20 protein-coding genes and 1 pseudogene are annotated in these 24086 nt (G+C 68.5%); 11 read left to right on the top strand and 10 right to left on the bottom strand.

The features are described 5' to 3' along the window. Window positions 1-630: 630 nt before the first annotated feature. On the top strand, window positions 631-843 hold the full coding sequence (locus ACFYM6_RS34925; protein WP_387281744.1) for a hypothetical protein: 213 nt from the start codon (window positions 631-633) through the stop codon (window positions 841-843). Then, the gene (locus ACFYM6_RS34920; protein WP_387281743.1) at window positions 840-1121 is read left to right on the top strand and encodes an integrase core domain-containing protein; all 282 of its coding nucleotides are present in this window, start codon (window positions 840-842) and stop codon (window positions 1119-1121) included. Before ACFYM6_RS34925 ends, ACFYM6_RS34920 begins: the two co-directional genes overlap by 4 nt. A gap of 153 nt (window positions 1122-1274) precedes the next feature. On the opposite strand, the gene ACFYM6_RS34915 is transcribed toward ACFYM6_RS34920, so the two are convergent. From ACFYM6_RS34915 to ACFYM6_RS34905, 3 genes are all read right to left on the bottom strand, one after another. After that, window positions 1275-1808, bottom strand: a complete 534-nt coding sequence (locus ACFYM6_RS34915; RefSeq protein ID WP_387281742.1) for a hypothetical protein — start codon at window positions 1806-1808, stop codon at window positions 1275-1277. A gap of 940 nt (window positions 1809-2748) precedes the next feature. Continuing rightward, complete coding sequence (locus ACFYM6_RS34910) at window positions 2749-5112, bottom strand: ABC transporter permease (protein WP_387281741.1); 2364 nt, start codon at window positions 5110-5112, stop codon at window positions 2749-2751. After that, entirely contained in the window at window positions 5109-5813 is a 705-nt protein-coding gene (locus tag ACFYM6_RS34905) for an ABC transporter ATP-binding protein (RefSeq protein ID WP_387281740.1), read from the bottom strand. Before ACFYM6_RS34905 ends, ACFYM6_RS34910 begins: the two co-directional genes overlap by 4 nt. A gap of 223 nt (window positions 5814-6036) precedes the next feature. Between ACFYM6_RS34905 and ACFYM6_RS34900 the strand changes: the two genes are divergently transcribed. Both ACFYM6_RS34900 and ACFYM6_RS34895 read left to right on the top strand, forming a co-directional pair. Then, window positions 6037-7362: a sensor histidine kinase gene (locus tag ACFYM6_RS34900; RefSeq protein ID WP_387281739.1), complete on the top strand. Its 1326-nt coding sequence runs from the start codon at window positions 6037-6039 to the stop codon at window positions 7360-7362. Continuing rightward, the gene (locus tag ACFYM6_RS34895) at window positions 7359-8036 is read left to right on the top strand and encodes a response regulator (RefSeq protein WP_387281738.1); all 678 of its coding nucleotides are present in this window, start codon (window positions 7359-7361) and stop codon (window positions 8034-8036) included. The genes ACFYM6_RS34900 and ACFYM6_RS34895 overlap by 4 nt, the downstream gene beginning before the upstream one ends. Before the next feature lie 133 nt (window positions 8037-8169). Here the strand turns inward: ACFYM6_RS34895 and ACFYM6_RS34890 are convergent, their stop codons facing one another. Both ACFYM6_RS34890 and ACFYM6_RS34885 read right to left on the bottom strand, forming a co-directional pair. Continuing rightward, window positions 8170-9024, bottom strand: a complete 855-nt coding sequence (locus tag ACFYM6_RS34890; protein ID WP_387281737.1) for a hypothetical protein — start codon at window positions 9022-9024, stop codon at window positions 8170-8172. Then, the gene (locus ACFYM6_RS34885) at window positions 9021-9932 is read right to left on the bottom strand and encodes an ABC transporter ATP-binding protein (protein ID WP_387281736.1); all 912 of its coding nucleotides are present in this window, start codon (window positions 9930-9932) and stop codon (window positions 9021-9023) included. The genes ACFYM6_RS34890 and ACFYM6_RS34885 overlap by 4 nt, the downstream gene beginning before the upstream one ends. 322 nt (window positions 9933-10254) lie before the next feature. Between ACFYM6_RS34885 and ACFYM6_RS34880 the strand changes: the two genes are divergently transcribed. Together ACFYM6_RS34880 and ACFYM6_RS34875 are read left to right on the top strand one after the other, a co-directional pair. After that, complete coding sequence (locus ACFYM6_RS34880; protein ID WP_387281735.1) at window positions 10255-11271, top strand: sensor histidine kinase; 1017 nt, start codon at window positions 10255-10257, stop codon at window positions 11269-11271. Then, window positions 11268-11930: a response regulator gene (locus tag ACFYM6_RS34875; RefSeq protein WP_387281734.1), complete on the top strand. Its 663-nt coding sequence runs from the start codon at window positions 11268-11270 to the stop codon at window positions 11928-11930. The genes ACFYM6_RS34880 and ACFYM6_RS34875 overlap by 4 nt, the downstream gene beginning before the upstream one ends. Window positions 11931-12298: 368 nt before the next feature. Here ACFYM6_RS34875 and ACFYM6_RS34870 read toward each other — a convergent pair whose 3' ends face one another. From ACFYM6_RS34870 to ACFYM6_RS34855, 4 genes are all read right to left on the bottom strand, one after another. Beyond that, window positions 12299-14809 (bottom strand): ATP-binding cassette domain-containing protein, encoded by a 2511-nt coding sequence (locus ACFYM6_RS34870; RefSeq protein WP_387281733.1) that lies wholly within the window; start codon window positions 14807-14809, stop codon window positions 12299-12301. Window positions 14810-14876: 67 nt separating this feature from the next. Beyond that, entirely contained in the window at window positions 14877-16031 is a 1155-nt protein-coding gene (locus ACFYM6_RS34865; protein WP_387281732.1) for a substrate-binding domain-containing protein, read from the bottom strand. Window positions 16032-16085: 54 nt separating this feature from the next. Then, window positions 16086-17099, bottom strand: a complete 1014-nt coding sequence (locus ACFYM6_RS34860) for an ABC transporter permease (protein WP_387281731.1) — start codon at window positions 17097-17099, stop codon at window positions 16086-16088. Between the two features lie 41 nt (window positions 17100-17140). Next, window positions 17141-17893: an SDR family NAD(P)-dependent oxidoreductase gene (locus ACFYM6_RS34855; protein WP_387281730.1), complete on the bottom strand. Its 753-nt coding sequence runs from the start codon at window positions 17891-17893 to the stop codon at window positions 17141-17143. A gap of 104 nt (window positions 17894-17997) precedes the next feature. Between ACFYM6_RS34855 and ACFYM6_RS34850 the strand changes: the two genes are divergently transcribed. The 5 genes and pseudogenes from ACFYM6_RS34850 to ACFYM6_RS34830 all read left to right on the top strand — a co-directional run. After that, window positions 17998-18852 (top strand): carbon-nitrogen hydrolase family protein, encoded by an 855-nt coding sequence (locus tag ACFYM6_RS34850; protein ID WP_387281729.1) that lies wholly within the window; start codon window positions 17998-18000, stop codon window positions 18850-18852. A gap of 20 nt (window positions 18853-18872) precedes the next feature. Next, window positions 18873-19847, top strand: coding sequence for a cyclase family protein (locus ACFYM6_RS34845; RefSeq protein WP_387281728.1), 975 nt, complete (start codon window positions 18873-18875; stop codon window positions 19845-19847). A 41-nt stretch (window positions 19848-19888) separates the two neighbouring features. Next, window positions 19889-21583 (top strand): dihydroxy-acid dehydratase, encoded by a 1695-nt coding sequence (locus tag ACFYM6_RS34840; protein WP_387281727.1) that lies wholly within the window; start codon window positions 19889-19891, stop codon window positions 21581-21583. 51 nt (window positions 21584-21634) lie between these two features. Beyond that, window positions 21635-22339 carry a GntR family transcriptional regulator gene (locus ACFYM6_RS34835; protein ID WP_387281726.1) on the top strand — a complete coding sequence of 235 codons (705 nt, stop codon included), beginning with the start codon at window positions 21635-21637 and terminating at the stop codon, window positions 22337-22339. A 6-nt stretch (window positions 22340-22345) separates the two neighbouring features. Then, window positions 22346-22695: pseudogene (locus ACFYM6_RS34830) on the top strand (IS701 family transposase); the annotation flags it as partial. A gap of 554 nt (window positions 22696-23249) precedes the next feature. On the opposite strand, the gene ACFYM6_RS34825 reads toward ACFYM6_RS34830, so the two are convergent. Then, window positions 23250-23405: a hypothetical protein gene (locus tag ACFYM6_RS34825; protein ID WP_387281725.1), complete on the bottom strand. Its 156-nt coding sequence runs from the start codon at window positions 23403-23405 to the stop codon at window positions 23250-23252. Between the last annotated feature and the right edge of the window lie 681 nt (window positions 23406-24086).

The raw sequence follows: 24086 nt of genomic DNA, 5'->3' as shown, positions 1-24086 counted from the left end.
GAAGAGAGGGCATTCCCGCACGTGTGAGCAGCCCATGTCACTCCGATCTGGCCAGCACCCGGGGCGAATGGGCGGGTTGGCATGAGTTGGAGGGGCAGGTCTCGGCCAGCAAGCATACATACCGTATGGATGAATAGCGATCGCAAGGTGATCATGTCGGACGCCGCCTTGATCAACACGCCCTACTACGGCCTCGGGCGGCCGGACGGCCGTTACCCGTGGCCGATGACGCGTCCGCGTCGGCCGTCTGGTTCACCCGGCTGGCGCGGGGCCAGGCCCGCGCCCCGGTCGGCGCCGCGCGCCGAGCGTTCGCGCTGCGCGGCCGCCAGATCCCATGCCGGCGCGGGCGCGGTGAGACCAGGTACGTCGGCTGGCCATTCCCACGCAGCTGTTCACGCTGACCGGCTCGTCCGCGACCGTTGGGCGTCTCGGCGGCGGTGTCGCTGGTCGCGCTGGTGGTTTCGGCGTTGTAGGGTGGCGCTCTCGCCGGCCACCGCCTTGATCTTCGTGTTCTTGCCAGGAACCGGAAGAGCATCAGCGGTGGCCGTCCTCACGTCGAGCACGAAACGCCGGCATCCACGAAGGACTGCCAGGAACCACCAGCGACCGAGGTTAAACGAGAAGCTGTACGTGCTGTTCGTAATAGAGGTCGCAAGCCGCCGGGTGCACGTTCGCGGTGCCACGGCGCATCCGACTGCGGCCTGGACCACCCAGCAGGCCCGCAACCTGGTGATGGATCTCGGCGACCCGGTCACGTCGTTCCGGTTCCTGATCCACGATCGGGACGCGAAGTTCACCCGATGCTTCGACGAGGTGTTCGCCGCCGACGGCGTTGACTGGTGAAGATCCCGCCCCGAGCCCCTCGGGCGAATTGCTACGCAGAACGATTCATCCGCAGCGTCCGGCACGGGTGCACCGACAGACTCCTGATCTACAACGAACGTCACGCCCGTGCCGTGCTCGACGGATACGCCGCCCACTTCAACGGGCATTGTCCACACCGGAGCCTCGCCCAGCACCCACCGAACCACGCCCCGGCTGTCGTCATCCCGATCAACGCGCCGATACGACGCCGCCGAGTCCTCAGCGGCGTCATCAACGAGTACCAGCGGGCGGCATAATCGGATCAACGAAACCCGAGTTCACAGACCCTGCACCGGGTTTGGCACGTACAGGGCCTCATCCCCGTGAACACGTCTTCAGCACCCGTATACGGCGGACGGCGACCGCGAGTTGCGGCACCCTGGCCGGGTAAAGGGGGCGGCCTCGGCCTGTCACTCGAGCAGTGGCACCCATGCGGCGGCGACGGTTCCGTCGCGTCGCGCATCGGTGAGCCGTTGAGCCGGAAGCGGCTCGGGGTGCCCTGCCTGCTGCAGGGGACCAACTCCGTAGACGGCGGCGACGGCGCCCAGCGCCCTCGCGGCGGTCGTCCAAGTGGACGGTATCTCGCCGACGCCGTAGGCGAATGGGTGACCGGTCGGGTCACGCAACGCGAGACCCATAGCGTGCGGACTCACACCCCAGGTGGTCACCCTCGCCGGATGTGTCGCCGATGTCCAGCGCGGCAGGCCAAACAAGATCGCCGCCTCCACCTGCGCTTCGCACCGCGAGCCAGTGAGTGTTTCCGTCAACGCGGCGCTGGCTGGCTCGAACCAGGCGACGGCGACCACCACCGGTCCGTCGGCGTGAGAAGGCTCCCCTGGCTGTGGGATGGGAAAAGGAGCAGTCCACGGCTTCTCCTGGCTTGTCACCCACACGTGCAGCCGTTCACCGCCGCGGCGTTTCGCATCATCGGCGACGGCAAGCACCCATGCATCGCTGACCTTGTCTCGCGCGCCTGAGCGATCCGGGTGGTTTACCGGTGGATTCGGCTCCGTAGCACCTGCGCTTTCCACAGCCGGTAATCCATCCGATACCTCTCGCGATGTTGCTGATGTCCACGGGCGGCGTGCGTTCACCGGTTGAGTGGACGTCGGTACTGCCGCAGGTACGGGCCGCCGCCGGTTGAACGCGTCGACTCCATTCGGCAGGAGCGTGATCGGCACGAGCTGGCCTGTCCTGTACAGCTGGTACCGAGCACATGTCAGCCAACCCTCCGCACTGTCGCAGTAGTTGTTACGCCAGGCGCTCAAGCTCGCGTTGAGCAGCGGAAAGAGAGGGCAGTCCTGAGCGTGTGAGCAGCCCATGTCGCTCCGATCTGGCCAGCGTCACCCGGCGAATGGGTGGGATGGCATGAGTTGGAGGGGCAGGTCTCGGTCAGCAAGCATACATACCGTATGGACGACTCGGCGGTCTGCTGCCGATCATCGGCGTAGCGGCCCTGGCGGGCACGATCCTCGCCGGACGGCCGGCGACTCCTCTTGCACGGTTGAGGTGCGGGTGGGAAGCGATCTATGAAATTTGCTGCTCCCCGTGTTTCCAGCGCACATTGGCGGGGCGCTGGCCCGAACCGACGTATTCCACGACGACAGCTCGAGCCGCCAACGGGCGCGGCGCCCGACAACATCACCCCCACCGGGCATCCGCTTCGCCTTCTACGGGCGGATGTCCACGTCGACTACCAGGACCGGGCGTCGTCGTGCCGGTGGCAGCGCAACTACGCCGAAGACCTGATCGCCGGCCACGGTCGGATCGAACTTGACCATCTCCTGGACCCTGCCCCAACTGGCCGGCGAATACGCCAGCCCTCGACTCTGGTCAACGAACGGCGTGTCTCCTCGCGCCGACGGGCCGCTGCCATCGAGGCGGTTACTCGGTGCGCAGGGCGACGGCGGTGCGGGTGCGGGCGGCCCAGCCGGCCGGCAGGAACGCGCCAGCGACGGCGATGAGCAGGCCGCCGAGACCGAGGAGTAGCAGCATGGTCGGCTGGTAGACGTCGGTGACGGAGGCGGGCAGGTTGATGCCGGCACGGTGGCCCATCGCGGGTGTGACTGCCCGGTGCACGGCGACGCCGATCGCGACGCCGATCGCGCCGCCGGCCAGTCCGGTCACCACCACCGATGCGATGACCATTGCGATGGTCTGCCAGGGCGTCATGCCCAACGCCTTGTGGATACCGAGATCGCGGACACGTTCGCGGGTGTCGAGCACGACCATGTTCAGCACGCCCATGGCGGCGACGGCAACCAGCATCAGGGTGAGCAGAGCAGCCAGCGCGTCGAGGAGCACGATGGTGCCGCTGCTGCCCGTGGACCGTTCCGGCTCCGCGGTGAAGCCCGAGGTTGCCAGCGCGCTGTTCAGGCCGGTGAGGTACCGGGTCACGTCGACGCCATCGGCCAGGCGGATGTGGTAGCTCGCGGCGGTCAGGTTCGGCTTCGTGGCGGTGAACGTCGCGGCGTCGGCGAACATCAGCAGGTTGTTGGTCGGGTGGAACACCTCGCCGACGATCCGGACCGGCACCGCCTTGCCGTGGTCGGTCAGCACGACGCTGTCGCCGATCCGGGTGCCGGTCGCGGTCAGGAACGTGCTCGGCACCGCCGCCTCTCCAGGGCGGGTGAACCACCTGCCGGAGACCAGCTCGTAGCCGCCCCAGGAGGCGTCACCGGTGAAGGCGTCGAGGCGGGCGAATCCGGTCATCCCGGCGACGGCGACCTGGGTGGTGGCGACGCTGTAGTACTTGCCCGTCCCGGGTTGCGCCTGGATCGCCGCGGTGATCGTCGCGGTGTCGTCGGCGCTCAACGCTCGTGGCGCGGTGTTGGGGGCGGGGCCGGTTCCGCGCGGTGGGGCGAAGGTGTCGATGACGACGTCGGCGGCGGCGTGGTCCTTGGCGATCTGCACCTGGTTCAGTGAAGCGGCCACGCCGACGGCGAAGGTGACCGTGGTCGCGCCGAACATGATCGCGGCGAGCACTGCGGCGGCGCGGGCGGGCCGGGCGAACGGGTGGGCCAGTCCGAGGCTGACCGGTCGCGGCAGCGGGAGCCGGGCGGTCAGCCGGGCCGCCCATTGCCCGCGGCCGGGGCGGGGCGTACGTCCGACGGCGATCGCATCGACGGTGCGGAGCTGGCCGGCCCGCAGCGCCGCGGCCCACGCGGTCAGCGCCACCAGGCCCAGCGCGCCGATGACCACGACGGCGTCGACCCACCAGGTGACGCCGGTGGTGGTGGTGCCGTAGAGCTGATCGGTGTCGGCCAGCACTGGGAGGGCCAGGAGATTCCCGGCCACGGCCCCGGTCGCGATGCCGACCGCGGCCGGAATCAGCGCCTGGGTCACGTACGCCCGCACGACCTGCGCGGGAGTGAACCCGATGGCCTTGAGGACGCCGATGCGTCGCGTTGCGGTGCCGACCGCGCCGGCGATCACGGTGCCGACGACGAGCACGGACATGACCAGGCCCAGTGCCCCGAACGCGACCAGGAACGGCAGGAACAGCGCGACTTCGCGCTCGTTGGCGTCCTTGACGGTGAGCCACGATTGCGCCCCGGCCAGCGCCCGCGATCCGACGAGCGCGACCACCGCCGCCTGGCCCCGGTCGACGTGCGCGGCGGTGCGCGCCTCGGCGAAGCGGTAGAGCATCTGGTACCCGCCGGTCGCGCCGGGTGCGGTCAACGTGGCGACGTCGGACGGTGCCACCCAGGCGTCGGCGGTACGGGTGACCGACCGGGCGACGCCGACCACCGTCAGCGTCGGCTGCCCCGGCAGGTCGGGAAAGCGCAGGACGGTATGCAGCGGGGACGGCCCGACGGGGTAGTCGGCGGAGAGCACGATCTGGCCGGGGCCGTTCACCCACCGTCCCTGGCTCAGCGGCACGCGGTCCACTTGTCCGCCGGGCGTCGCGCGGCCGACGATCGTCATCGGCGGCAGGTCGATGTCGGCGGCGGCATCGCGTGGCGCGGCGGTCGCGGTCGGGAACGGGCCGGCGGCCGCGATGACGCCGGTGGCCCGCGCGGAGGCCGCCAGCCGCGCGGGCGTCGTCTTGGCCGCGTCGAACTGCGCCGTGAGGTGCGCGCCGTGCTGCTGGGTGAACGCGCGGTCGAACGGCCCGCTGGAGGCGGCCACCAGGGACCCGCCGAGCACCGAAGCGGTCACCGCCATCATCGTGGCCAGCCCGATCACCACGGTCTGTGTCCGGCGGCGTGCCACGCCGGAGCGCACCACGCGGCCCATCGCGCTCATCGGGCCCGCCCCACCGTGACAGCTCGGGTGTTGTCGGCGACGACCCGGCCGTCCACGAGCCGGATCGTGCGGGTTGCGCACGACTGCGCCAGGGCCAGGTCGTGCGTGACCAGGACGATCGTCTGGCCGTCGGCGTGCAGGTCGGTGAACAGCCGCTTGACCTCGTCACCGGAGGCGGTGTCCAGCGCGCCGGTCGGTTCGTCGGCCAGCAACAGCGTTGGCCGGTTCATCAGCGCCCTGGCCACGGCGACGCGTTGCCGTTCGCCGCCGGAGAGCCGGCCGGGATAGGCTGCGGCGTGCCGGGCAACGCCGAGCGCGTCCAGCAACTCCTCGGCGCGGAGGCGGGCCGCACCGCGCGTCATGCCGGACAGCTGCGCGGGCAGGACGACGTTGTCGATGACGGTCAGGTCGTCGAGCAGGTTGAAGAACTGGAACACCATGCCGATCTTGTCGCGCCGGTAGCGGGCCGAACCTGCCTCGGTGAGCTTGTCGACGCGTACGCCGTCCACGGTCACGGTGCCGCCGCTCGGCCGGTCCAGACCCGCGATCAGGTTGAGCAGCGTGGACTTGCCGCTGCCGGACGGCCCGAGGACGGCGACCGCCGCGCCGGGCGCGATGCTCAGCGTCGTGTGATGCAGTGCGGGCGGCCCATCGTCGTATCGTCGCGTTACCTCGTGCAGCTCGATGGCTGGCACGGTCATCGTCGTCTCCCTCGCCTTGCTGATGCGCTGGTGGACGACGCTAGGCGCGGTCGGTATCCGGACGCGTCGGCCCGGCGAGCGATCTTCGGCAGCCCCGCGGGATGACGACGATGCAGGTCATCCTTACGGCCTACGCTCTCGGCGTGAGCCCAATGGATCTTCAGACCGATACCGTCGGCCGTGGCGCACGGCCAGAATGGGCCGGGTGACGAAGGTGGCAACGATGACGCACCAGCTGCGGGCATGGCTGAGCCAGCTGCTGCGACCATCGGGTCCGTTGCCACGGCCCTCCCGGCGCACCCACGTCTTCGACGCGGTCCTCGCGCTCGGCCTGGGTCTCGTCGCGATCCAGGCGAGCTACGGCGTGTCCTCCACCGCCGTCACCGGGGACATCGCCGTGCCGGGACGGCCGGATCCCCCGGAACCACCGATCCCGCCGGAACCGGCGGACACCCTCGCGGCGAACGTTCCGGCGCTGGCCCAGCATCACCTCGTCTGGGCGATCGTAATGCTGCTCATCGCGGCGCCACTGGCGGTGCGGCGCCGCTATCCGTTGGCGGCGCTCTGGATGGTCATGGGCACGGCCGTGGCGGTGGCCACGGTGACCGACGACCGCGCCACGCTGAGATTCTCGTTCTACGCCTGCGTCATTGCCGCGTACAGCGCCGCGGTCTACAGCCCGTACCGGCTTCCTGCGCTGGCGAGCCAGTCGGCTGCGGCCCTGCTGTACAACCAGCTCCAGTCATCGTCGGCATTGCCCACCGTCTCCGCCGACGCCGTCCCGTTCCTGGTGCTGATCCCCATCGCCATCGCGACAGACGGGCTGCGCAGGTGGCGGCGCCGGGCCGAAGAGGAACGCGCGCGGACGGCCGCGCTGCAACGCGAACGGCAGGAGGCGCTACGCCGCGCTACCGAACAGGAACGCGCCCGCATCGCCCGGGAACTGCACGACGTCGTGACGCACAACGTCAGCATGATGGTCATCCAGGCCGGCGCCGCTCGCCGGGTGATGGCGGCCGACCAGGAGCAGGCCCGCGAGGCGTTGCTTGCGGTCGAGGCCGGCGGCCGGGCGGCGATGTCCGAGCTGCGTCACGTGATGGGGCTGCTGACGATGAACGCCGACGGCGCCGATCTGGCCGGCTCCGCCGACCTCGCACCCCAACCCGGCCTCGACCGGCTCGACGCACTCGTCGCCGGCGTACGGGCCAGCGGCGTGCCGGTCCAGCTACGCGTGATCGGGCAGCCACGTCCCGTGCCGGCCGGGATTCAGCTGGCGGCCTACCGGGTGGTGCAGGAGGCGCTGACCAACACCGTCAAGTACGCGGCCGGCGCGTCCGCGACTGTCGTCGTCGACTACCACGCCGACCACCTGGGGGTAGAGGTGGTCAACGCCACCGGTACACCGCGCGGGCCGGCAGCGACCGGCAGCGGGCGCGGGTTGATCGGGCTTCGGGAACGGCTTGCCGTCTACGGTGGAACCCTGCTCGCCGGACCACGCCCCACCGGCGGCTACCGCGTCCACGCACAAATCCCCTTGGAGGCCCCGTGACCCTGCCACTACGCGTCGTGATCGCCGACGACCAGGCACTGGTCCGGGCCGGCTTCCGGATGATCCTGACCAGCGACGGCATCGACGTGGTCGCCGAGGCCACCAACGGCAACGAAGCGGTCGAAGCCGTCCGGCGCACCCGCCCCGACGTGGTCCTCATGGACATCCGAATGCCTGAACTGGACGGCTTGGAGGCCACCCGACGCATCCTCACCGGCGCCGTCGCCGACCAGCCAAGCGTGATCATGCTGACCACCTTCGACCTCGACGAGTACGTGTACACGGCGCTGACCGCCGGAGCCAGCGGATTCCTCCTCAAAGACGTCAGCCCCGAACACCTGCTCGCCGCCGTCCGGTTGGTCCGCACCGGCGACGCGCTCCTCGCGCCCGCGATCACCCGCCGCCTCGTCGAACGATTCGCCCGCCGCCACCACAGCGAGACGCTCACGATTCCCCGCGACCTGGCCGCCCTGACCGCACGCGAGCTCGAAGTCCTGCGCCTGCTGGCCGAGGGCCTCAACAACGCCGAAATCGCCGACCGCCTCACCGTCTCTGAATCGACCGTCAAAACCCACGTCGCCCACATTCTCGCCAAGCTCGGACTCCGCGACCGCGTCCAAGCCGTCGTCCTCGCCTACCAAACGGGGCTGATCAATCCGGCAACATCGCCATAGCCGCCTTGACATGGCCAGCGTGAAACGCGGCAGGGAGATCGTGGAAATCTTGCGCCTGTCGCCAGTCCGGCAACGAGCAGGACGACGACGCAGCGGCGCGGACGAAGCGGTTGCGGCGGTGGCGCCGCCGTGGTCAGACCTCACGGCGGTCCACCGTGGTAACTGCGATGACGACGGCCGCGATCGCCCAGGCCGCGAACACGATCCATGCCTCGGTGATCGTCACCGGGTACTTCTCCGTGGGGGCGCCGGGGCTCGGCCGTCCAGGGACAGCCAGGATCTGATGCGCCGGGTTCTTCACCAGGGCTGCCCACGCGGGGTAGACCATGGCGTTTCCGATCTCCTTGACCCAGCGGTACGTCTCGCCCTGGAACAGCGCCGGTGCCAGCAACAGCACGCCGATCGCGGCGACGATCGTGCCGGCGGCGTGCCGGATGACCGCGCCGAGCGCCATGCCGAACAGGGCGCACACCGGGGCGAGCAGCGCGGACGCGGCGAACGCCCGGAACGCGCCGGGTGCGGTGATCGACAGACCGATGTGTTCTTGGTGGTAGATCGCCTGGGTGAGGCCGAACGACGTCGCCGAGACGAGCCCCCCGAAGGCCGTCATGACCGCGGTCATGACGACGACCTTGGCCAGCACCACCGACCGGCGGGCCGGTACGGCGGTGAACGTCGTCCAGATCAGCCCACTCGTGTACTCACCGAAGATCATGATGGCGCCCACGCTGCCCGCGACGACCCCGAGGATCTGAAAGGCCTCCTGCATAAAGGCGGCGATCATCGGGTCAATGCCGAGGCGCTGCAACGGTGAAGCGCTTCTGGCGATGAGGGCGACGTTGGAGCGGGCGGAGTTCGCGGTGATCCCGACGCAGATCAGCGCGCCGACCGCGAGTACCCCGTAGGTGGAGCGCAGCGACCACAGCTTGATCCACTCGGCGCCGACCAGGTCGCGGAACCGGGCGGCGCGGGTCCGGGTGGCGGTCACCGCTGGCCTCCGGCGAGGTACTCGACGCTGTCGGCGGTCAGTTCCATGAAAGCTTCTTCCAGGGAGGCGGTTTGGGTGGTGACTTCGTGTAGCAGGATCCGGTGGTCGAAGGCGAGTTGGCCGATGCGGGCAGCGGTCAGCCCGGTCACGGTGCAGCCACCGTCGCCGTGTGCGGTGACCGTGGCGCCCTCGGCGGTCAGCAGAGCGGCCAGCGCCGTGACGTCTGGGGTACGCACGGTGACCTGCTGCTTGGTGCTGCGGGCCGCGAACTCGGCCAGGGGTTCGGCGGCGATCAGCCTGCCCCGGCCGATGACGACGAGCTGGTCGGCGGTGTTCTGCATCTCGCTCATCAGATGGCTGGAGACGAACACGGTGCGCCCCTCGGCGGCCAACCGCCGGAACAGGCCACGTGCCCACAGCACGCCTTCGGGGTCCAAGCCGTTGATCGGTTCGTCGAACAGCAGCACCGGCGGGTCGCCGAGCAGGGCGGTGGCAATACCCAGCCGCTGTTTCATGCCGAGGGAGAACCCACCGATGCGCCGGCCAGCCGCGCCGGCCAACCCCACCTGCTCCAAGACCTCGTCGACCCTCCGGCGCGGCAGGCCGTTGCTGCGGGCCAGGGCCCACAGGTGGGCACTGGCGCTGCGGCCGCCGTGGACGTCGCCGGCGTCGAGCAGCGCGCCGACGTGCCGCAGCCCGCGGGGCAGGTCGCGGAACCGGCGTCCGTCGATGGTGGCGGTGCCGCTGGTGGGCTCGGTCAGACCGAGGATCATGCGTAGCGTGGTGGACTTGCCGGCCCCGTTCGGGCCGAGGAACCCGGTCACCAGCCCAGGGCGGACCGTGAACGACAGGCCGTCGACGGCCGTGACCTTTCGGTAACGCTTGGTCAGTTGGTTGACTTCGATCACGCCGCCAACGCTCCCGCAGGGTGGGCCCGGGCCGCATCGCACCGCCGGTGACAATCGCACCGGTCGGCTGTCGACCGTGGTTGTACAACCGACGGCCGACGCTCTGCCGAACACGCGAGATTACGATCGGCGCATGTCCACCGCCACGAGGCTGCCGCTGCTCAAGGCCGTGCCGCCGGGGGTCTGGACGGCACTGACCTGGTGTGTCGCTACGGCGTACTCGCTTGTCATGTTCGTCCGGTTGCCGGGCGAGGTAGAGGTACCAGTCATCCCGTTCCGGGATCCGTTGGACCGTGCGGCTCAATCCTGGTCCTATCTGGTGGTGGCCACCGCCCTGGCGCTGACGGGCAGCGCCCTGCTGCGCCGGCGACCGCTGCCGGCCGTCGTGCTGCTGCTGGCCGGGTCGGTCGCCGCAGCGATGGCGCTCAACTCGACCGAGATCGCGTTTCTGCAGTTCCTGGCCGTCGACGTGGCGTTGTGTTTCATCGCCGCGGCCCAGTCCCGGCGGACGTCGATCGCGGCTATCGCCACGGGAGTCGGGGTGCTGGCCGGCTACGCGGTCGCGCGGGTACTGCTTGGTTACCCGATCGGCACCTCGACCCAGTTGGCCGTCGCGCTCAGCGCGATCGTCGCCTGGCTGGCCGGCAACTCGATCCGGCAAGCCCGCGAACACGCCGACGCAATGGTGGCCCAGGCAACCACTCAATCGGTCACCGCCGAGCGTCTGCGGATCTCCCGCGAGCTGCACGACAGCGTCGCGCACAGCATCGGCATCATCGCCCTGCAAGCCGGCGCGGCCAGCCGGGTCATCGACACCCAGCCGTCCGCTGCACGGTCCGCGATGACGGCCGTGGAAACTGCCAGCCGGCAGACCCTTACTGAACTGCGGCGCATGCTCGGTCTCCTCCGTGACACCGACGCGGCTCAACACCCGGCGTCGTTCGGCCCGGCGCCTGGCCTGGCCGACGTCGAGCGACTGGCCGAAGCGACCAGCGCCGCCGGCCTTCAGGTCCAGCTGCGGTGGCTCGGCGACCACCGGCCCCTGCCCACCGACCTCGGCATCTCCGCGTACCGCATCATCCAGGAGTCCATCACCAACGTGATCCGCCACGCCGCCACCACCACCTGTCGCGTCACCATTGACCAGCGGGATAACGAGCTCGCCATCACGATCGACAACGACGGACGCTGCCGCGCCCAGCGCACGGGCACCGGACACGGCATCGCCGGCATGCGGGAACGCGTTCAACTGCTACACGGTCATTTTCACGCCGGCCCCCGCCCCGAAGGCGGCTTCCACGTCATCGCCCGCCTACCCGTACCGGCAGCGCCGCGATGACCGTCCGCGTCGTCCTCGCCGACGACCAGCCCCTCGTCCGCAGCGCGCTCAGGATGGTCATCAACGACGCCGTCGACCTCGACGTCGCCGGCGAAGCCAGCACCGGGGCAGAAGCCATCCAGCTCGCCACCGACCTGCAACCCGACGTGGTCGTCATGGACATCCGCATGCCCGACACCGACGGCATCGACGCCACCCGCGCGATCACCGGCCAACCGGACGCCCCGCGGATCGTCGTCCTGACCACCTTCGATCACGACGAGTACGTCTACGCCGCGCTGCGCGCCGGCGCCTCAGGGTTCCTCGTCAAAGACATGGCCCTCGACGACATCCTCACCGCGATCCGCGTCGTCGCCGCCGGCGACGCGCTCATCGCCCCCAGCGTCACCCGCCGCCTGATTCAGGAATTCGCCAGCCGACCCGAACCAAAGCCGCAACCACGGCCGATAGTCAACGGCATCACCGAACGGGAACGCGAAGTGCTGACACTCATCGGACGCGGCCTCTCCAACAGCGAAATCGCCGCCGCGATGTCCATCAGCGTCGCCACCTCCAAGACCTACGTGACACGACTACTCGCCAAGCTCAACGCCCGCGACCGAGTACACCTGGTCATCATCGCGTACGAAACCGGCCTGGTAACACCGCCCCGCACCTGACGATCACCACCACAAACCCCACTTTCACCGCCCGCCCAAGCCCTTCCAGGCAGCTTCGCCGAGTGGGCTGGCGCGGACTTGGCACGGTCATACCCTCGGCGAACCAGTCAGCGGCCTGACGCCGTACCACCTCTCGTCTGGCCCGCCCTTGCGCGGTCAGGCCGCCAACGTCGGGATACCTCATCCCTCCGGCCTGCAAGAGGCCATCGATCGCCGTCACGCAGGCACGCCAGAGCGACATCGATCAAGCCGACAATTCAAGATCTGTAATCAGAGACGCTGTGGAACGCCAGAGGCCGGCGTCGGATCACGTCCGACACCGGCCTCATCGCGCGTATTACCGGACAAATTCTGTGCACGTCCTGTGATTACTCAGGGTTCGAAACGACGGCCTCCGAGGCTGCCCGACGCTGCGCCTGAGCGAACACGCCGGTGGCGGCCAGGGCCATCAGACCAGGTAGCCAGTACTGCCACGCCTGCGAGAGCTCGGCGAAGACAGCAGTCGTTTGGGTGACCTGGAGCAGCACCACGCCGAGCAGTGCGCCGAAGAAGCTCCCGCGACCGCCGAAGACTGAGGCACCTCCCAGGACGATGGCAGTGATGCTGGCGAGCGTGTAGGACGTGCCGGCGGTGGGGTCGCCGACGCCGATCTGTGCCATCAGCAAGAACGCCCCTAGCAGCGTGCACATCGCGGATGCGATGTACGCCGCGAGGTACACCGCTCCCACGGGCACACCGCGGCGATGCGCTGCCTCGTGGTCGGAGCCGGTGCCGCGCAGGCGCAGCCCGGCGAGTGTGCGTCGGGAGGCACGCTCAAGGAGGAGCAGCATCGCGACGCCGGCCAGGATCACCCAGGGCACCGGACCGATCTTCGCGGTCAGGAACGACATGATCGGCGCTGCGATGGTGCCGCCTGGGGTGTCCCGCATGAGCAGCGACAACCCCTGCAGGCCGGTGTAGGTGACCAGGGTCGCCACGACCGGCGTGACTGCAGCGAACCTGACCAGGGCGCCGTTGAGTAACCCGACTGCCAAGGCGAGCGCGACCATCAATGCGATGCCGATGAGCCACCATGTCAGGCCCACACCGTCACGCAGGTAGAAGGAGGCGACGACGACGAGGGCGCCGCAGAGCGGTCCGACCGAGAGGTCGATTCCGCCGGTCAGCATCACGAACAGCTGTCCTGCTGCCAGGAAGATCAGCGGTGCGATCAGGCCCAGCATGCTGGAGATGTTGAAGCTCGACAGGAACCGGTCGCTTTGGCCGATGCCGACCAGTGTGAGTGCTGCGATGGCCAGCAACAGGAATGCGCTTGGGCCCTGCTCGCTGGTCAGCAGCCTGGTCAGCCGGCCGACGCGCCGCTTGTCGGAGCGTGGCGCGGAAGCATCGCGGTTGGACCCGGCTTCGGTCAGCGAGGCAGCGGTGATGGCGTGGTCGGTGACCTTGTCCCCGACGAGCTCGGCGACCACCGCTCCCCGGGAGAACACCAGCACGCGGTCGCAGAGGCCGGCGAGCTCCACGTTGTCCGAGCTCAGCACGACCACTGGCACGCCGGCGTTGGCGTGGCCGCGAAGGCGGTGGTAGATGTCCGAGCGGACGCCGACGTCGATGCCCTGGGTGGGCTCGTCGCAGAGCAGCACCGTGGGCTCGGAGAGGAGGGCACGCCCGAGCACGACCTTCTGCTGGTTGCCACCCGACAGGGTCTTCACGGCGGTGTCTTCCGACGGGGTCTTGATGCCCATCTCGGCAATTGTCCGGCGCACCAGTTCGTGCTCCTGCGACAGCCGGATCACGCCGTTGTTTGCGGATTGTGCAGTTGCGGCGATCGACAGGTTCTCCCCCACCGAATGGATCGGTGCCAGGCCTTCGACGTGCCGCTCCTGGGGCATCAGCACGATTCCGGAGGCACGTGCCGCCCGTGGGGTGCGAAGGTCAGCGGTTTTGCCTTCCACCTGTACGTTTCCTCTGCCGGCGATGGCGCCGCCGAGGGCACGGATGAACTCCCGCTGGCCGTTGCCTTCGACGCCTGCCAGGCCGAGGATCTCGTTGCGCCGGACGTCGACGTCGACGCCTTTCAGTCCGGGAGCACGCAGGCCGCGCACGTGCAACACCGGCTCTCCCAGCGCCTGCGCGCGGTCCGGGAACATCGCGTCGACCTCACGTCCCGCGACGCGCGTGATGATCTCCTGCTCGGTGACCTCCGCGGCGTTGTAGGTCCCCCGGATCTGCCCGTCTCGCAGCACGGTGATTCGGTCGGCGAGGGCGAGCACGTCGGGCAGCCGGTGGCTGATGTAGACGATGCCGACGCCGGTGGCTGCCAGTGTCCGTATCTGGGTGAAGAGCTGTTCGGTTTCTGCTGCCATGAAGGGTTCGGTCGGCTCGTCGAAGATCACTACCTGCGGGTCGCAGGCGAGTGCCCCGCAGATCTCCACCGCCTGCTTTTCGGCGAGGGTGAGGGTCTCCACCCGCGCCTCAGGGCGGATGGGCATGCCCATTGGTTCCAACCGTTTGCGTGCCCATTCGGTCGCCTTTGAGAACGGTGGCCGCTTCCGAGCCGGCACGGAGAGCATCAGGTTTTCGGTGACGGTGAGGTCGGGCAGCAACGCGGGATGCTGGAACGCGATGGACAGCCCGAGTTCCCGAGCGGCTACCGGCGATACCTCGGTGATCTTTTGACCGTCGATCTGGATCGAGCCGCTGTCGGGCGCGAGGGCGCCGGATGCCACGCTCATGAGCGTCGACTTGCCGGCTCCGTTGCCTCCCACGAGCGCGTGGATCTCACCGGGCCGGACATCGAAGTCGACGGAGTTCAGTGCCAGTACGCCGGGAAAGCGTTTGGTGACACCTTTCATCACCAGCAACGGCGTGCGCTCCACCATGTGGGTCCGTCCTTTCCTCCGTGCCGGCCGCGAGCGGTGTTGCTGTCGCGGCCGGCAGGAGACCTGATCAGTTGTAGATGCGCTTGAACTGTTCGTCGGTGAGGTCAGCGCTGAGGATCGCGCTGCTGGGCAGGTCCGGTTCGCAGCGCGGCTGCTTGCTGGCGTCGAAGGTGTCCTCGTGGATCGGGATGTTGACGATCTCCGGCTCGTCGTTCTTGATTCCCTGCTTGGCGGCGATCGCCTTGCGCAACGCCAGCCGCACCAGCCATGTCCTGCTCGACACGGTCACGGTGTTGAAGCTTTGGTTTTGCTTGTGCAGGCGGTGCCACTCACAGGCGAACCCGTTGAGGTCGTTGGCCGTCCACAGCGGTAGCTTGCGACCGGCGGAGAGGAAGGCACGGATACCACCGAGGGAGCCGTCACCCGAGTCGGAGATCACCGCGTCGATCTGCGGGTACTTCGTGAGAAGCCCGGAGACGACCCGCTGGGTCTGGGCAGGGTTCCAGTCCGTGTCGATGGGCTTCCCGGGCTGATTGAGCAGCTTGACGTTGGCGCACGCCTTGTTGGATTCGAGTTCTTCCTGGATGCCCTTCATCTCGGTGGTGCTCTGTGTGTTGCCCGGAGTGCCGCCGAGGAAGATGGCGTTCCCGCCTGCGTCACCTAGGTGCTGGCAGGTCCAGCGAGCCCAGGTGCGGCCGTCGTTCACGGTGTTGTGGCCGACGAAGGTGGTGTAGTCCTTGCCCGGGGTGCCGCCCGGGTTGGCCGTCCATGGCACGATCGCCACGCCGGCTTGGTATGCCTCGCGAAGCGTGGGCAGGAGGGCCTCGCCGGCATCGGGGAACACTACGATGGCGTCGGCGCCCTGTGAGACGAGTGCCTTGATGTCACTGATCGCCTTCTGCGGGTTGTTCTGCGCGTCGGAGTACGGCATGACGGTGAGGTTGGGGCATTTGCTCGCTTCGTCCTCGAACTCTGCGCGCGCGGTCTTGCGCCAGGCGTTGTCTCCGGTGCCGTCTGCCAGAGCGACTTTGAGCGGCTTGTCGCCGCAGAACTCGTCGATCGACTTGAGGTCGCTCACCTCACCGACACGTGCCTTGTCGGCGTAGACCTCGGCGGCTTTGCTGCCGCCTCCGGAGTCGTCCGCTGGGGCTGCGCACGCCGAGGCGGTGAGCAGTGTCGCCATCGCGAACGTCGCCGCGGCGAGGACACGGTTGGTTGCCATGCCGGTCTCCAATCTGAGGAATGCGTTGAAAGTCGAGTGATCGGGGAAGCTTCGTCAGCGTCGCTGCGGGCGCTTGCGCAGTCCGAGGAGAGCGGTCACGGGAATCCGGTGCAGCGAGACCGCCAGCGCCAAGACAACGGCCTGCACCAGCAGTTGCATTGAGGTCGGAGCCCCTGCTGCCAGGACAACCTGGTTGAGCTGAGTGAGGAACAACGCCGCGACGGCCGTGGCGAGTGCGTTGCTGATGCCGCCGGCGAGAAGGCTCCCTCCGAGGACCACCGCCGCGATGGACGACAGCTGGTAGGAGTTGCCGAGCAGGATGTCGGGGGTTCGCAGGTATCCGGCCAGCAGCATGCCGGCGAGTGAGTAGAGGACGCCGGCGGCGGCGTAGGCGCCCACTTGGTACAGGCGGGTGCGGATGCCCACGAGGCGGGCGGCCTCGACGCTGGCGCCGACAGCCATGAATCGGCGTCCCACCACGGTTCGGCGACGCATCCACTGCACTAGGAGCGTCAACGCGAGGGCGACGAGGAGCAGGTTCGGGATGCCGAGCACCGAACCGACGGAGAAGCTGCTGAAGTTGGGGTTGGCTGATCCCGGGAAGCCTTTTGAGACGGCGAGAACGACACCGATGAGGATGGAGTTCATCGCCAGGGTTGCGACGAAGGCGGCGATGCGGACGTGCACGACGACGAACCCGATGAGCACTCCGGCGCCGGCCCCGACGAGCAGGCCAAGCAGTGCGGCGACAGGCAGCGACACGCCCAGCATCTCGGGAACCTTGGTGACGAACACAGCAGCTAGGGCCACGGCACCCGACACGGAGAGGTCGATGCCGCCGTGTGCGATCACGAGCGACTGCCCCAGCGCGGCGATCATGAGGATCGCCGCGAAGGGCAGCATCGAGGCCAGCGCGGATCCGGAGAGGCTCCCGGGGGCGAGCAGAGGGCTGATCATGAACAGCGCCGCGGTCATGATCCAGACCGTCGTGAACGGGTTAGGGCGCAACCTTGGACGTCGGGACGACAGCTTGCCCGTCCGGTCCGGTTGCTGCACGTCGATCGTCATCGAATTGGTCCTTTCGCTGCTCCGGGCACAACGCGAGCGGCTCAGACAGCGGTGTAGCCGCCGTCGACGGGCAGGTCGGCTCCGGTGATGAAGGCCGCCTCAGGTCCGAGGAGAAATGCGATCACGCCGGAAATCTCGGCCGGCTCGGCGATTCGCCGCAGTGGATGCGCCGCGATCAGCTGATCTTCGGCCGCAGCGGGATCGGATTGGCTAGCCAGGTAGCCCCTCAGCTGGGCCGTCTCCACCGATCCAGGGCTGACGACGTTGCACCGGATGCCGTGCTGGGCGTAATCCACGGCGATCTGCCGGCTCAGCTGGACGACAGCACCCTTGGATGCGCAGTACGCCGGCTGTTTGGGTAGCCCGACGTGTCCGGAGATCGATGACGTGTTGACTATCGCGCCGCCGCTGTCCTGCTCCAGGAACGCGCGGACTGCGTGCTTGCACGTCAGGAATGTGCCGGTCGCGTTCACCGCCATGACCTGCGACCACTCCTGCAGGGTGGTCTCCGTCAGGGCCCGGGAACTCATCGTCGCGGCGCAGTTGACGAGCCCCGACAGAGTGCCCCAGCGCTGGCGGGCCTCCGCCACGAACCCGGCAACGGCGGCTTCGTCGGTCACGTCTGCCGGCCTCGCCAGGACATCGAGCCCACGTCCGGTCAGCTCGTCGGCGGTGCGGCGGACGCTGTCACCGTTGCGGTCCACCAGCAGCACGCCGCTGCCACGCTCGGCCAACAGCCGGGCGGTGTCGGCGCCGATGCCACCGCCGGCTCCAGTCACGATTACGCCGGTCATGCGGCTTGCTCCTTGAACATGCGGGGAAGATTGACATGCTGCATGCAGCATGTCAATACTCATGCAAGTCGCCTTCAGTTCCGTCCCCGAACGAGGAGCCCCAGGTGGAGACCAAGACCAACTCGCTGGTCAGCGTGGCCGTGGCGCAGGTGCCGTCGGCCCCGGGTGCTCTCGACCGCAACGTGAGCATCACGGCAGCCCACATCCGCAATGCGGGCCACCTGGGGCACGACCTTGTCGTCTTCCCCGAGTGCACGCTCAGCGGCTACATGTTTGACAGCCCGGAACAGACGCGCGCGGCCGCCCTCACCACCGCGGATCGTCGTCTGGCCGCCTTGGTGGAAGCCTGCGGCAACGCTGACGTGCTCGCCGTGGTGGGTCTGCTGGAGTTGGAGGGATCGGACGTCTACAACTCGGCCCTCCTGATCAGCGGAGACGGAATCCTCGGCCGCTACCGGAAGCAGCATCTGCCGTTCTTCGGAGCCGACCGGTTCGTGTCGCCCGGTGACGACCGCGCCCCCCGGGTGATCGACACGTCGATCGGTCGCATCGGCCTGATGATCTGCTTCGACCTGCGCTTTCCGGAGTCAGCACGGGTTCCGGCGCTGCAGGGGGCCGACGTGATCGCCATGCCAACCGCCTGGCCGGCTTCCGCCACACTTCTCGCCGAGCACTTCACGCGTGTTCGAGCGGTCGAGAACCTCGTGTACCTGGCGGTGGCCGACCGCGGTGACGAGGAGAACGGCACGAAGTACCTCGGCGGCAGCCAGGTGGTCGCCCCGACCGGAGAGGTGCTCGTTCGCGCGGACCAACGCGAGGGCATCTTCGGCACCGACGTGGACCTCGAGGTGGCACGCACCAAGCGGCTCGTCTTCATTCCCGGTGAGTACGAACTCGCGGTGTTCGACGAACGCAAGCCGCAGCACTACGGCGTCCTCACCCAGACCCCCGAGAACTAGGCCGGAAGAGAGGCACCGACATGTGCGGACCGGAGATCATCACTGACGAGGTGCGCAGGAAGATCGCTGGGTACGCGGCGAAGTTCCGTGAGGTGACGAAGAGCCCCTTCGGGCCCGACGACGAGATCGGCATGCTCAACCTGTTGTCCCCGCAAGCCGCCCGCAACGCAGTGCAGCGTGCCGACGCGGGCGCCGCGATCGACCTGTCGGTCGACATGTTCATGGGCATGCCTTCCTGGATCAAGGCGGGTGACCCGGCGTTCCAGCAATGGATGACGCACACACCGCCGGGCACAGTGCTCGACGACCTCACCGGGGCAGGTCCAGAGCAGAACGAGCTGGTGGCGTACTCGGGCGACGCCGTTTCGATGTACACGCACACTGGCACGCACATCGACACGCTCAACCACTTCGGGTACCGCGGGAAGATTTGGAACGGCTTCTCCGCCGACCAGCACCTGAGCTCACGCCACTGGATCAAGTGCGGAGCAGACAAGATCCCGCCGATCATCGGCCGTGGCGTACTGTTCGACGTCGCCGCGCTGCACGGCGTGGACATGCTTCCGGACAACTACGGCATTAGTGCCCAGGACCTGCACGACGCCCTGCGCCGCCAGCAGCTGGAGTTCCACCCCGGCGACATCGCCCTGATCCGGACGGGCCGGATGACGCAATGGCCCGACCCCTCGCGGTACATCGACAACAGCCCCGGCCTCAATCTCGATGGTGCGCGTTGGCTGGCGCGGGCTGGTGCGTCGGTCATCGGCGGTGACAACTCCGCGCTCGAGCAGATGCCGGCCGACGACGACGAGAACTGGCAGGTCGTGCACACCTACCTGCTCGGCGAAGCGGGTGTCCCGATGATGGAGCTCGTCGACTGCGAGCAACTGTCCGCCGAGAACCTTTACGAGTTCGCCTTCGTGGGTGCCTGCCTGAAGATCCGCGGCGCGACCGGGGCCCCGATGCGGCCCCTCGCCATGCCCTTCACCTCCTGACGCCCCGACGCCGCCTTAGTACACGAGAAACGAGGCACCACATGCCCCCCAAGTCCGCTGGCTCGGCCGTCGACTCCAGCCGCACCGCCTACGGCGACGAGGAGTTCAGCCGTTTCCTGCGACGCGGCTTCCTGGCGTCCAGTGGGTACGACGACGTCGACCTGGAGCGGCCGGTCATCGGCATCGCGGTCACCACGTCCAGCTACAACACCTGCCACCGGGACATGCCAGCGCTGGTGGAGGCGGTGAAACGCGGCGTCCTGGAGGCCGGCGGGCTGCCGATGACGTTCCCGACCATCTCCCTCGGGGAGATCCTCACCTCCCCCACCTCGATGCTCTACCGCAATCTGATGGCGATGGACACCGAGGAGATGATCCGCGCGCTGCCCATGGATGCCGCCATCCTGCTCGGCGGCTGCGACAAGACCGTTCCGGCGCAACTCATGGCGGCGGCCTCGTCGGACAAACCGGTTCTTCTCGAGGTCGTAGGGCCGATGATGACCGGCAGCTGGCGGGGAGAGCGGATGGGCGCCTGCACCGACTGCCGACGGCTCTGGGCAAGCCACCGCGCCGGCGAGCTGGACACCGACGAGATCACCGAAGCGCGCGGCGAACTGGTCACTACCGCAGGCACGTGCGCGGTGATGGGCACCGCTTCCACCATGGCGTGCATGACGGAGGCCCTCGGCATGATGCTGCCCGGCGGCGCCACCCCGGGCGCCTCCACAGGTGAACGGCTGCGCCACGGTGTGGCGACCGGGCGTCACGCGGTCGCCCTAGCCGAGCAGGGCGGCCCGCTCCCCCGCGATGTCCTCACACGCGCAGCCTTCGACAACGCCATTCGAGTGCTCGCGGCACTGGGCGGATCCACCAACGCGCTGGTGCACCTTGTCGCCGTCGCCCGCCGGGCGGGCGTGGACCTCAAGCTCGCGGACTTCGACACCGTGGGCGCCAAGGTGCCGCTGCTGGTCGACTGCAAGCCCTCGGGACAGAACTACATGCAGGACTTCCACTACTCCGGCGGCCTGCCCGCACTGCTCAAGGTCCTCGAGCCCGAACTCGACACGACCACCATCGGAGTGACCGGCCGCGCCCTTCACGAGCTGCTAGGAGACGTTCTCGCCAAGGAACAGTGGCAGAGCACCATCCGCTCACTCGAGGACCCGCTCGGGCCCCCCGGCGCGCTTGCGGTCCTGCGCGGTTCGCTGGCCCCCAACGGTGCGGTGCTCAAGACCTCGGCCGCCAGCCCGCACCTCCTGCAACACACCGGGCCGGCGTTCGTGCTGGACGCGGACCAGGACATCGCCTCGGTGCTAGACGACCCGGATCTCGACATCACACCCGAGCACGTGCTGGTGCTCCGTTCCGCCGGTCCGAAGGCAGCGGGGATGCCGGAGGCCGGCGCGCTTCCGATCCCCCGCAAGCTGGCCCGCCAAGGGGTGCGCGACATGGTGCGGATCTCGGACGCCCGGATGAGCGGAACGTCGTACGGCACGGTCGTACTGCACTGCGACCCGGAAGCAGCAGCCGGCGGGCCCCTCGCGGTCGTCCGCAACGGCGACCTGATCCGCCTCGACATCGCCGCACGTCGTCTGGACCTCCTCGTCGACGACGATGAGGTACAGCGCAGGCTGCGCGACTACGTGCCTCCGGCAGCACCGCAGCGCGGTTGGCGGCGCCTCTACGCCGAGACCGTCCTGCCGGCAAGTCAGGGCGCTGACTTGTCCTTTCTTTGAAAGAGGCACTATGAAGAACAACCGGGCCGGGCAACAGAGAAGGATCGTGTCGTGAAGCCACTGGTGATCGATCAGGCATCCCTGACGGAGCGCGTGTTCGAGCAAATCCGTGACGCGATCCTCGCCGGCGAGCTGGCACCAGGGACGCTGTACTCGGTCGTAGAGCTGTCCAACCAGCTCGGAGTCTCACGTACCCCGGTTCGCGAGGCTCTTCTCCAGCTGGCCAGCAACGGGATGGTGCGATTCGAGCGCAGCAAGGGCGTGCGGATTCTCGAGCTCTCCACGCAGGACATCGAGGAGATCTACATGTTGCGGATCTTCCTCGAGGCGCCGGCCGCGTACCGCGCCGCCCAGCACATGCCCGAGGAGCACCGGGAGGCGTTCCAATCGGCGTTCGCCGGAATGCGCGCGGCATGCGAGGCCGGCAACGAGCGGCAGTTCCAGAAGCACGACCTGACCTTCCACGAGGCGATCCTGCGGGCTGCGGGGAACTCACGGGTGGTCGAGGCCGTCGCGAAGGTCCGGTCGCAGATGCACTCCCTGGGTCTGTCCACCACCAGGACGCGCACGCTGTCGGACATCCTGTCAGTCCACGAGCGCATCTACGACGAGGTTCTTGCGGGCAACCCAGCGGGAGCAGCGAAGGCGGTTCAGGAGCACCTGCTCGGCACACTACGCATGCTCATCCGGCAGTCGACACGTGACACCACCGCGAAGGAGTACCAGCCGCCCGTGATCCCCGCCTTCCCTGACTGACGGAGTCTGGTGCGCTGGCGTGCCCGGCTACCCGCAGGCGACCGCGCCCTGGACCGGCCTGTCGGCGAGTTGGCCGGGCACTTCGTCGCCCTGCGGGTGAGTCCCGCCGGCCGGGCCATCAGCGCGGATCCGAGTGCGGTGAAGACCTGTCCTGCCAGAATGCTGGCTGCTCCTGCAGTGGCCCCCGACCAGGACGAGCCCAGCAACTACTGGCGGTCCGACCTGCCTGCCGACACATCCTTGACTGAACTGGTCCGCCTCGCCAAGAGCCGCTGGCCGTCGAGCACGACTACCCCGCACTCAAGACGGCCGTCGGGCTCGACCACTTCGAGGGCCGCTCCTGGATCGGCTGGCACTCCCAAAGCAGTGCGGCACACCTGAGCCCGTACGCTGCTAGGCCGGCGCGGCGATGGCCCCTGGGTGCTCCTGGCGCTCGTGGCGGTCGTCTGCGCCGGCCTTGGGGAGAGGAAACGCGACCAGGAGGAAGCCGCCGTCAGCAGCGAGCAGCCACGGCAGGGTTTGGTCCCACTCTGCCCGGTCGGCGACTGGGTCACCCCACGGCGGTTGGGGCTCTAGGAGCGCGGGAGCGCAGCATCCGACGACGGCAGCTGAGACCAACGTCAGGGTGCTGGCGATAAGGGCGAGGCGCGGTCGAGACATCATCTGCATGCTCGCAGAATCCGGCGTACAGGTCGACTCGTCCGTCGCCCACCAGGCCAGCCGCCCGCACGGGTGGCTAACCTGCTGTTTCCTCGGGTGCTGCTGGTCGTCCTCGGTCATCTTTGGTCGGCACTTGACGACCCAGCGACGGCCCAGACGGCCCGGAAGCGGCCCAGCCGCCCCCTCGCCTGTTAAGGCGCATCCGGCATGGGCAACGCTCGGCGCTCCAAGGAATCTGGCGCTATCGCCCCTAACCGGTTGCTTGACGATCTGGAAGGGCAGCGGCCCAGACATACACCCACGGCGGGCCGGTCCCGGCGATCGACTCCAACCCGTAGACGCCGTTCGCATCCGCATCGAGCAACTCGCCGCCGTACTCGATCCACAACCAGGTCTGATCGATCATTCCAGGGGGCATGTCGTCCTCGTGGTACCCGGCGTGGTTCGCCCAGCAGGGTGACACGCCCGCCTGCGCGGGTGCCTGCAACAGGGGCATCTCAAGAACGGCTGCGATCTGGGCGAGGAGATGAAGCGACCGATGGTCGGGGCGTAGGTGCGGGCGCCCACTTGGGTACCGCAGCCCTTGCACGCCGAAGCGGCGCATCACCCGGGCGACCCGCCTACGGTTGACCGCCAGTCCGACATCACGCAGCTCGGCGGTGCCCTGGGTGATCCGAGGTGCCCGTACGTGCCGTCGTGAGACGCGTGCACCACCCGGATCCGCCCTGCCAGGGCCGTGTCGGCAGCATCCCCGGCGGCCCGCGCTGGTGCGGCCGACCGCCAGTAGATGCAGCAAGCCGGGGTCGCTGGTATGGCAACCCCGGCTCGATGGGTGAATCAGAGCCGCTTGTCATACGTCGCCCTGAAGATCCTCCAGGTGATCGAAGAGGGCTTCGCAGAGCCGACGGTCAAACGACTCCTCGCGAGGCGACAACGGCCGCCACAACTCGGGATCGTCAGGAGCGACCTTTCGAAGGAGCAGAGCATCCCATCCTAGTACGGCAGCCGCCATTGGCGGTCTGACCTGGCGGGATGCGGTGGGGGTGTGCGGGGTGTGCGAAGTGGACGCAGCCGCCTGCCGATCATG

Origin of the sequence: Micromonospora sp. NPDC006431, from assembly GCF_042870725.1 — a bacterium.
Lineage (GTDB): Bacteria > Actinomycetota > Actinomycetes > Mycobacteriales > Micromonosporaceae > Micromonospora.
The sequence above is the reverse complement of the archived record's forward strand: the minus strand, read 5'-3'. Positions and strand labels throughout refer to the sequence as shown.

What these genes read in the sequence shown, in the direction of transcription:
- ACFYM6_RS34855 (WP_387281730.1), bottom strand. Translation starts at nt 17,893, where the DNA reads ATGACCGGCGTAATCGTGACTGGAGCCGGCGGTGGCATCGGCGCCGAC.
- ACFYM6_RS34910 (WP_387281741.1), bottom strand. Translation starts at nt 5,112, where the DNA reads ATGAGCGCGATGGGCCGCGTGGTGCGCTCCGGCGTGGCACGCCGCCGG.
- ACFYM6_RS34905 (WP_387281740.1), bottom strand. Translation starts at nt 5,813, where the DNA reads ATGACCGTGCCAGCCATCGAGCTGCACGAGGTAACGCGACGATACGAC.
- ACFYM6_RS34900 (WP_387281739.1), top strand. Translation starts at nt 6,037, where the DNA reads ATGACGCACCAGCTGCGGGCATGGCTGAGCCAGCTGCTGCGACCATCG.
- ACFYM6_RS34875 (WP_387281734.1), top strand. Translation starts at nt 11,268, where the DNA reads ATGACCGTCCGCGTCGTCCTCGCCGACGACCAGCCCCTCGTCCGCAGC.
- ACFYM6_RS34845 (WP_387281728.1), top strand. Translation starts at nt 18,873, where the DNA reads ATGTGCGGACCGGAGATCATCACTGACGAGGTGCGCAGGAAGATCGCT.
- ACFYM6_RS34840 (WP_387281727.1), top strand. Translation starts at nt 19,889, where the DNA reads ATGCCCCCCAAGTCCGCTGGCTCGGCCGTCGACTCCAGCCGCACCGCC.
- ACFYM6_RS34860 (WP_387281731.1), bottom strand. Translation starts at nt 17,099, where the DNA reads ATGACGATCGACGTGCAGCAACCGGACCGGACGGGCAAGCTGTCGTCC.
- ACFYM6_RS34825 (WP_387281725.1), bottom strand. Translation starts at nt 23,405, where the DNA reads ATGATCGATCAGACCTGGTTGTGGATCGAGTACGGCGGCGAGTTGCTC.
- ACFYM6_RS34870 (WP_387281733.1), bottom strand. Translation starts at nt 14,809, where the DNA reads ATGGTGGAGCGCACGCCGTTGCTGGTGATGAAAGGTGTCACCAAACGC.
- ACFYM6_RS34865 (WP_387281732.1), bottom strand. Translation starts at nt 16,031, where the DNA reads ATGGCAACCAACCGTGTCCTCGCCGCGGCGACGTTCGCGATGGCGACA.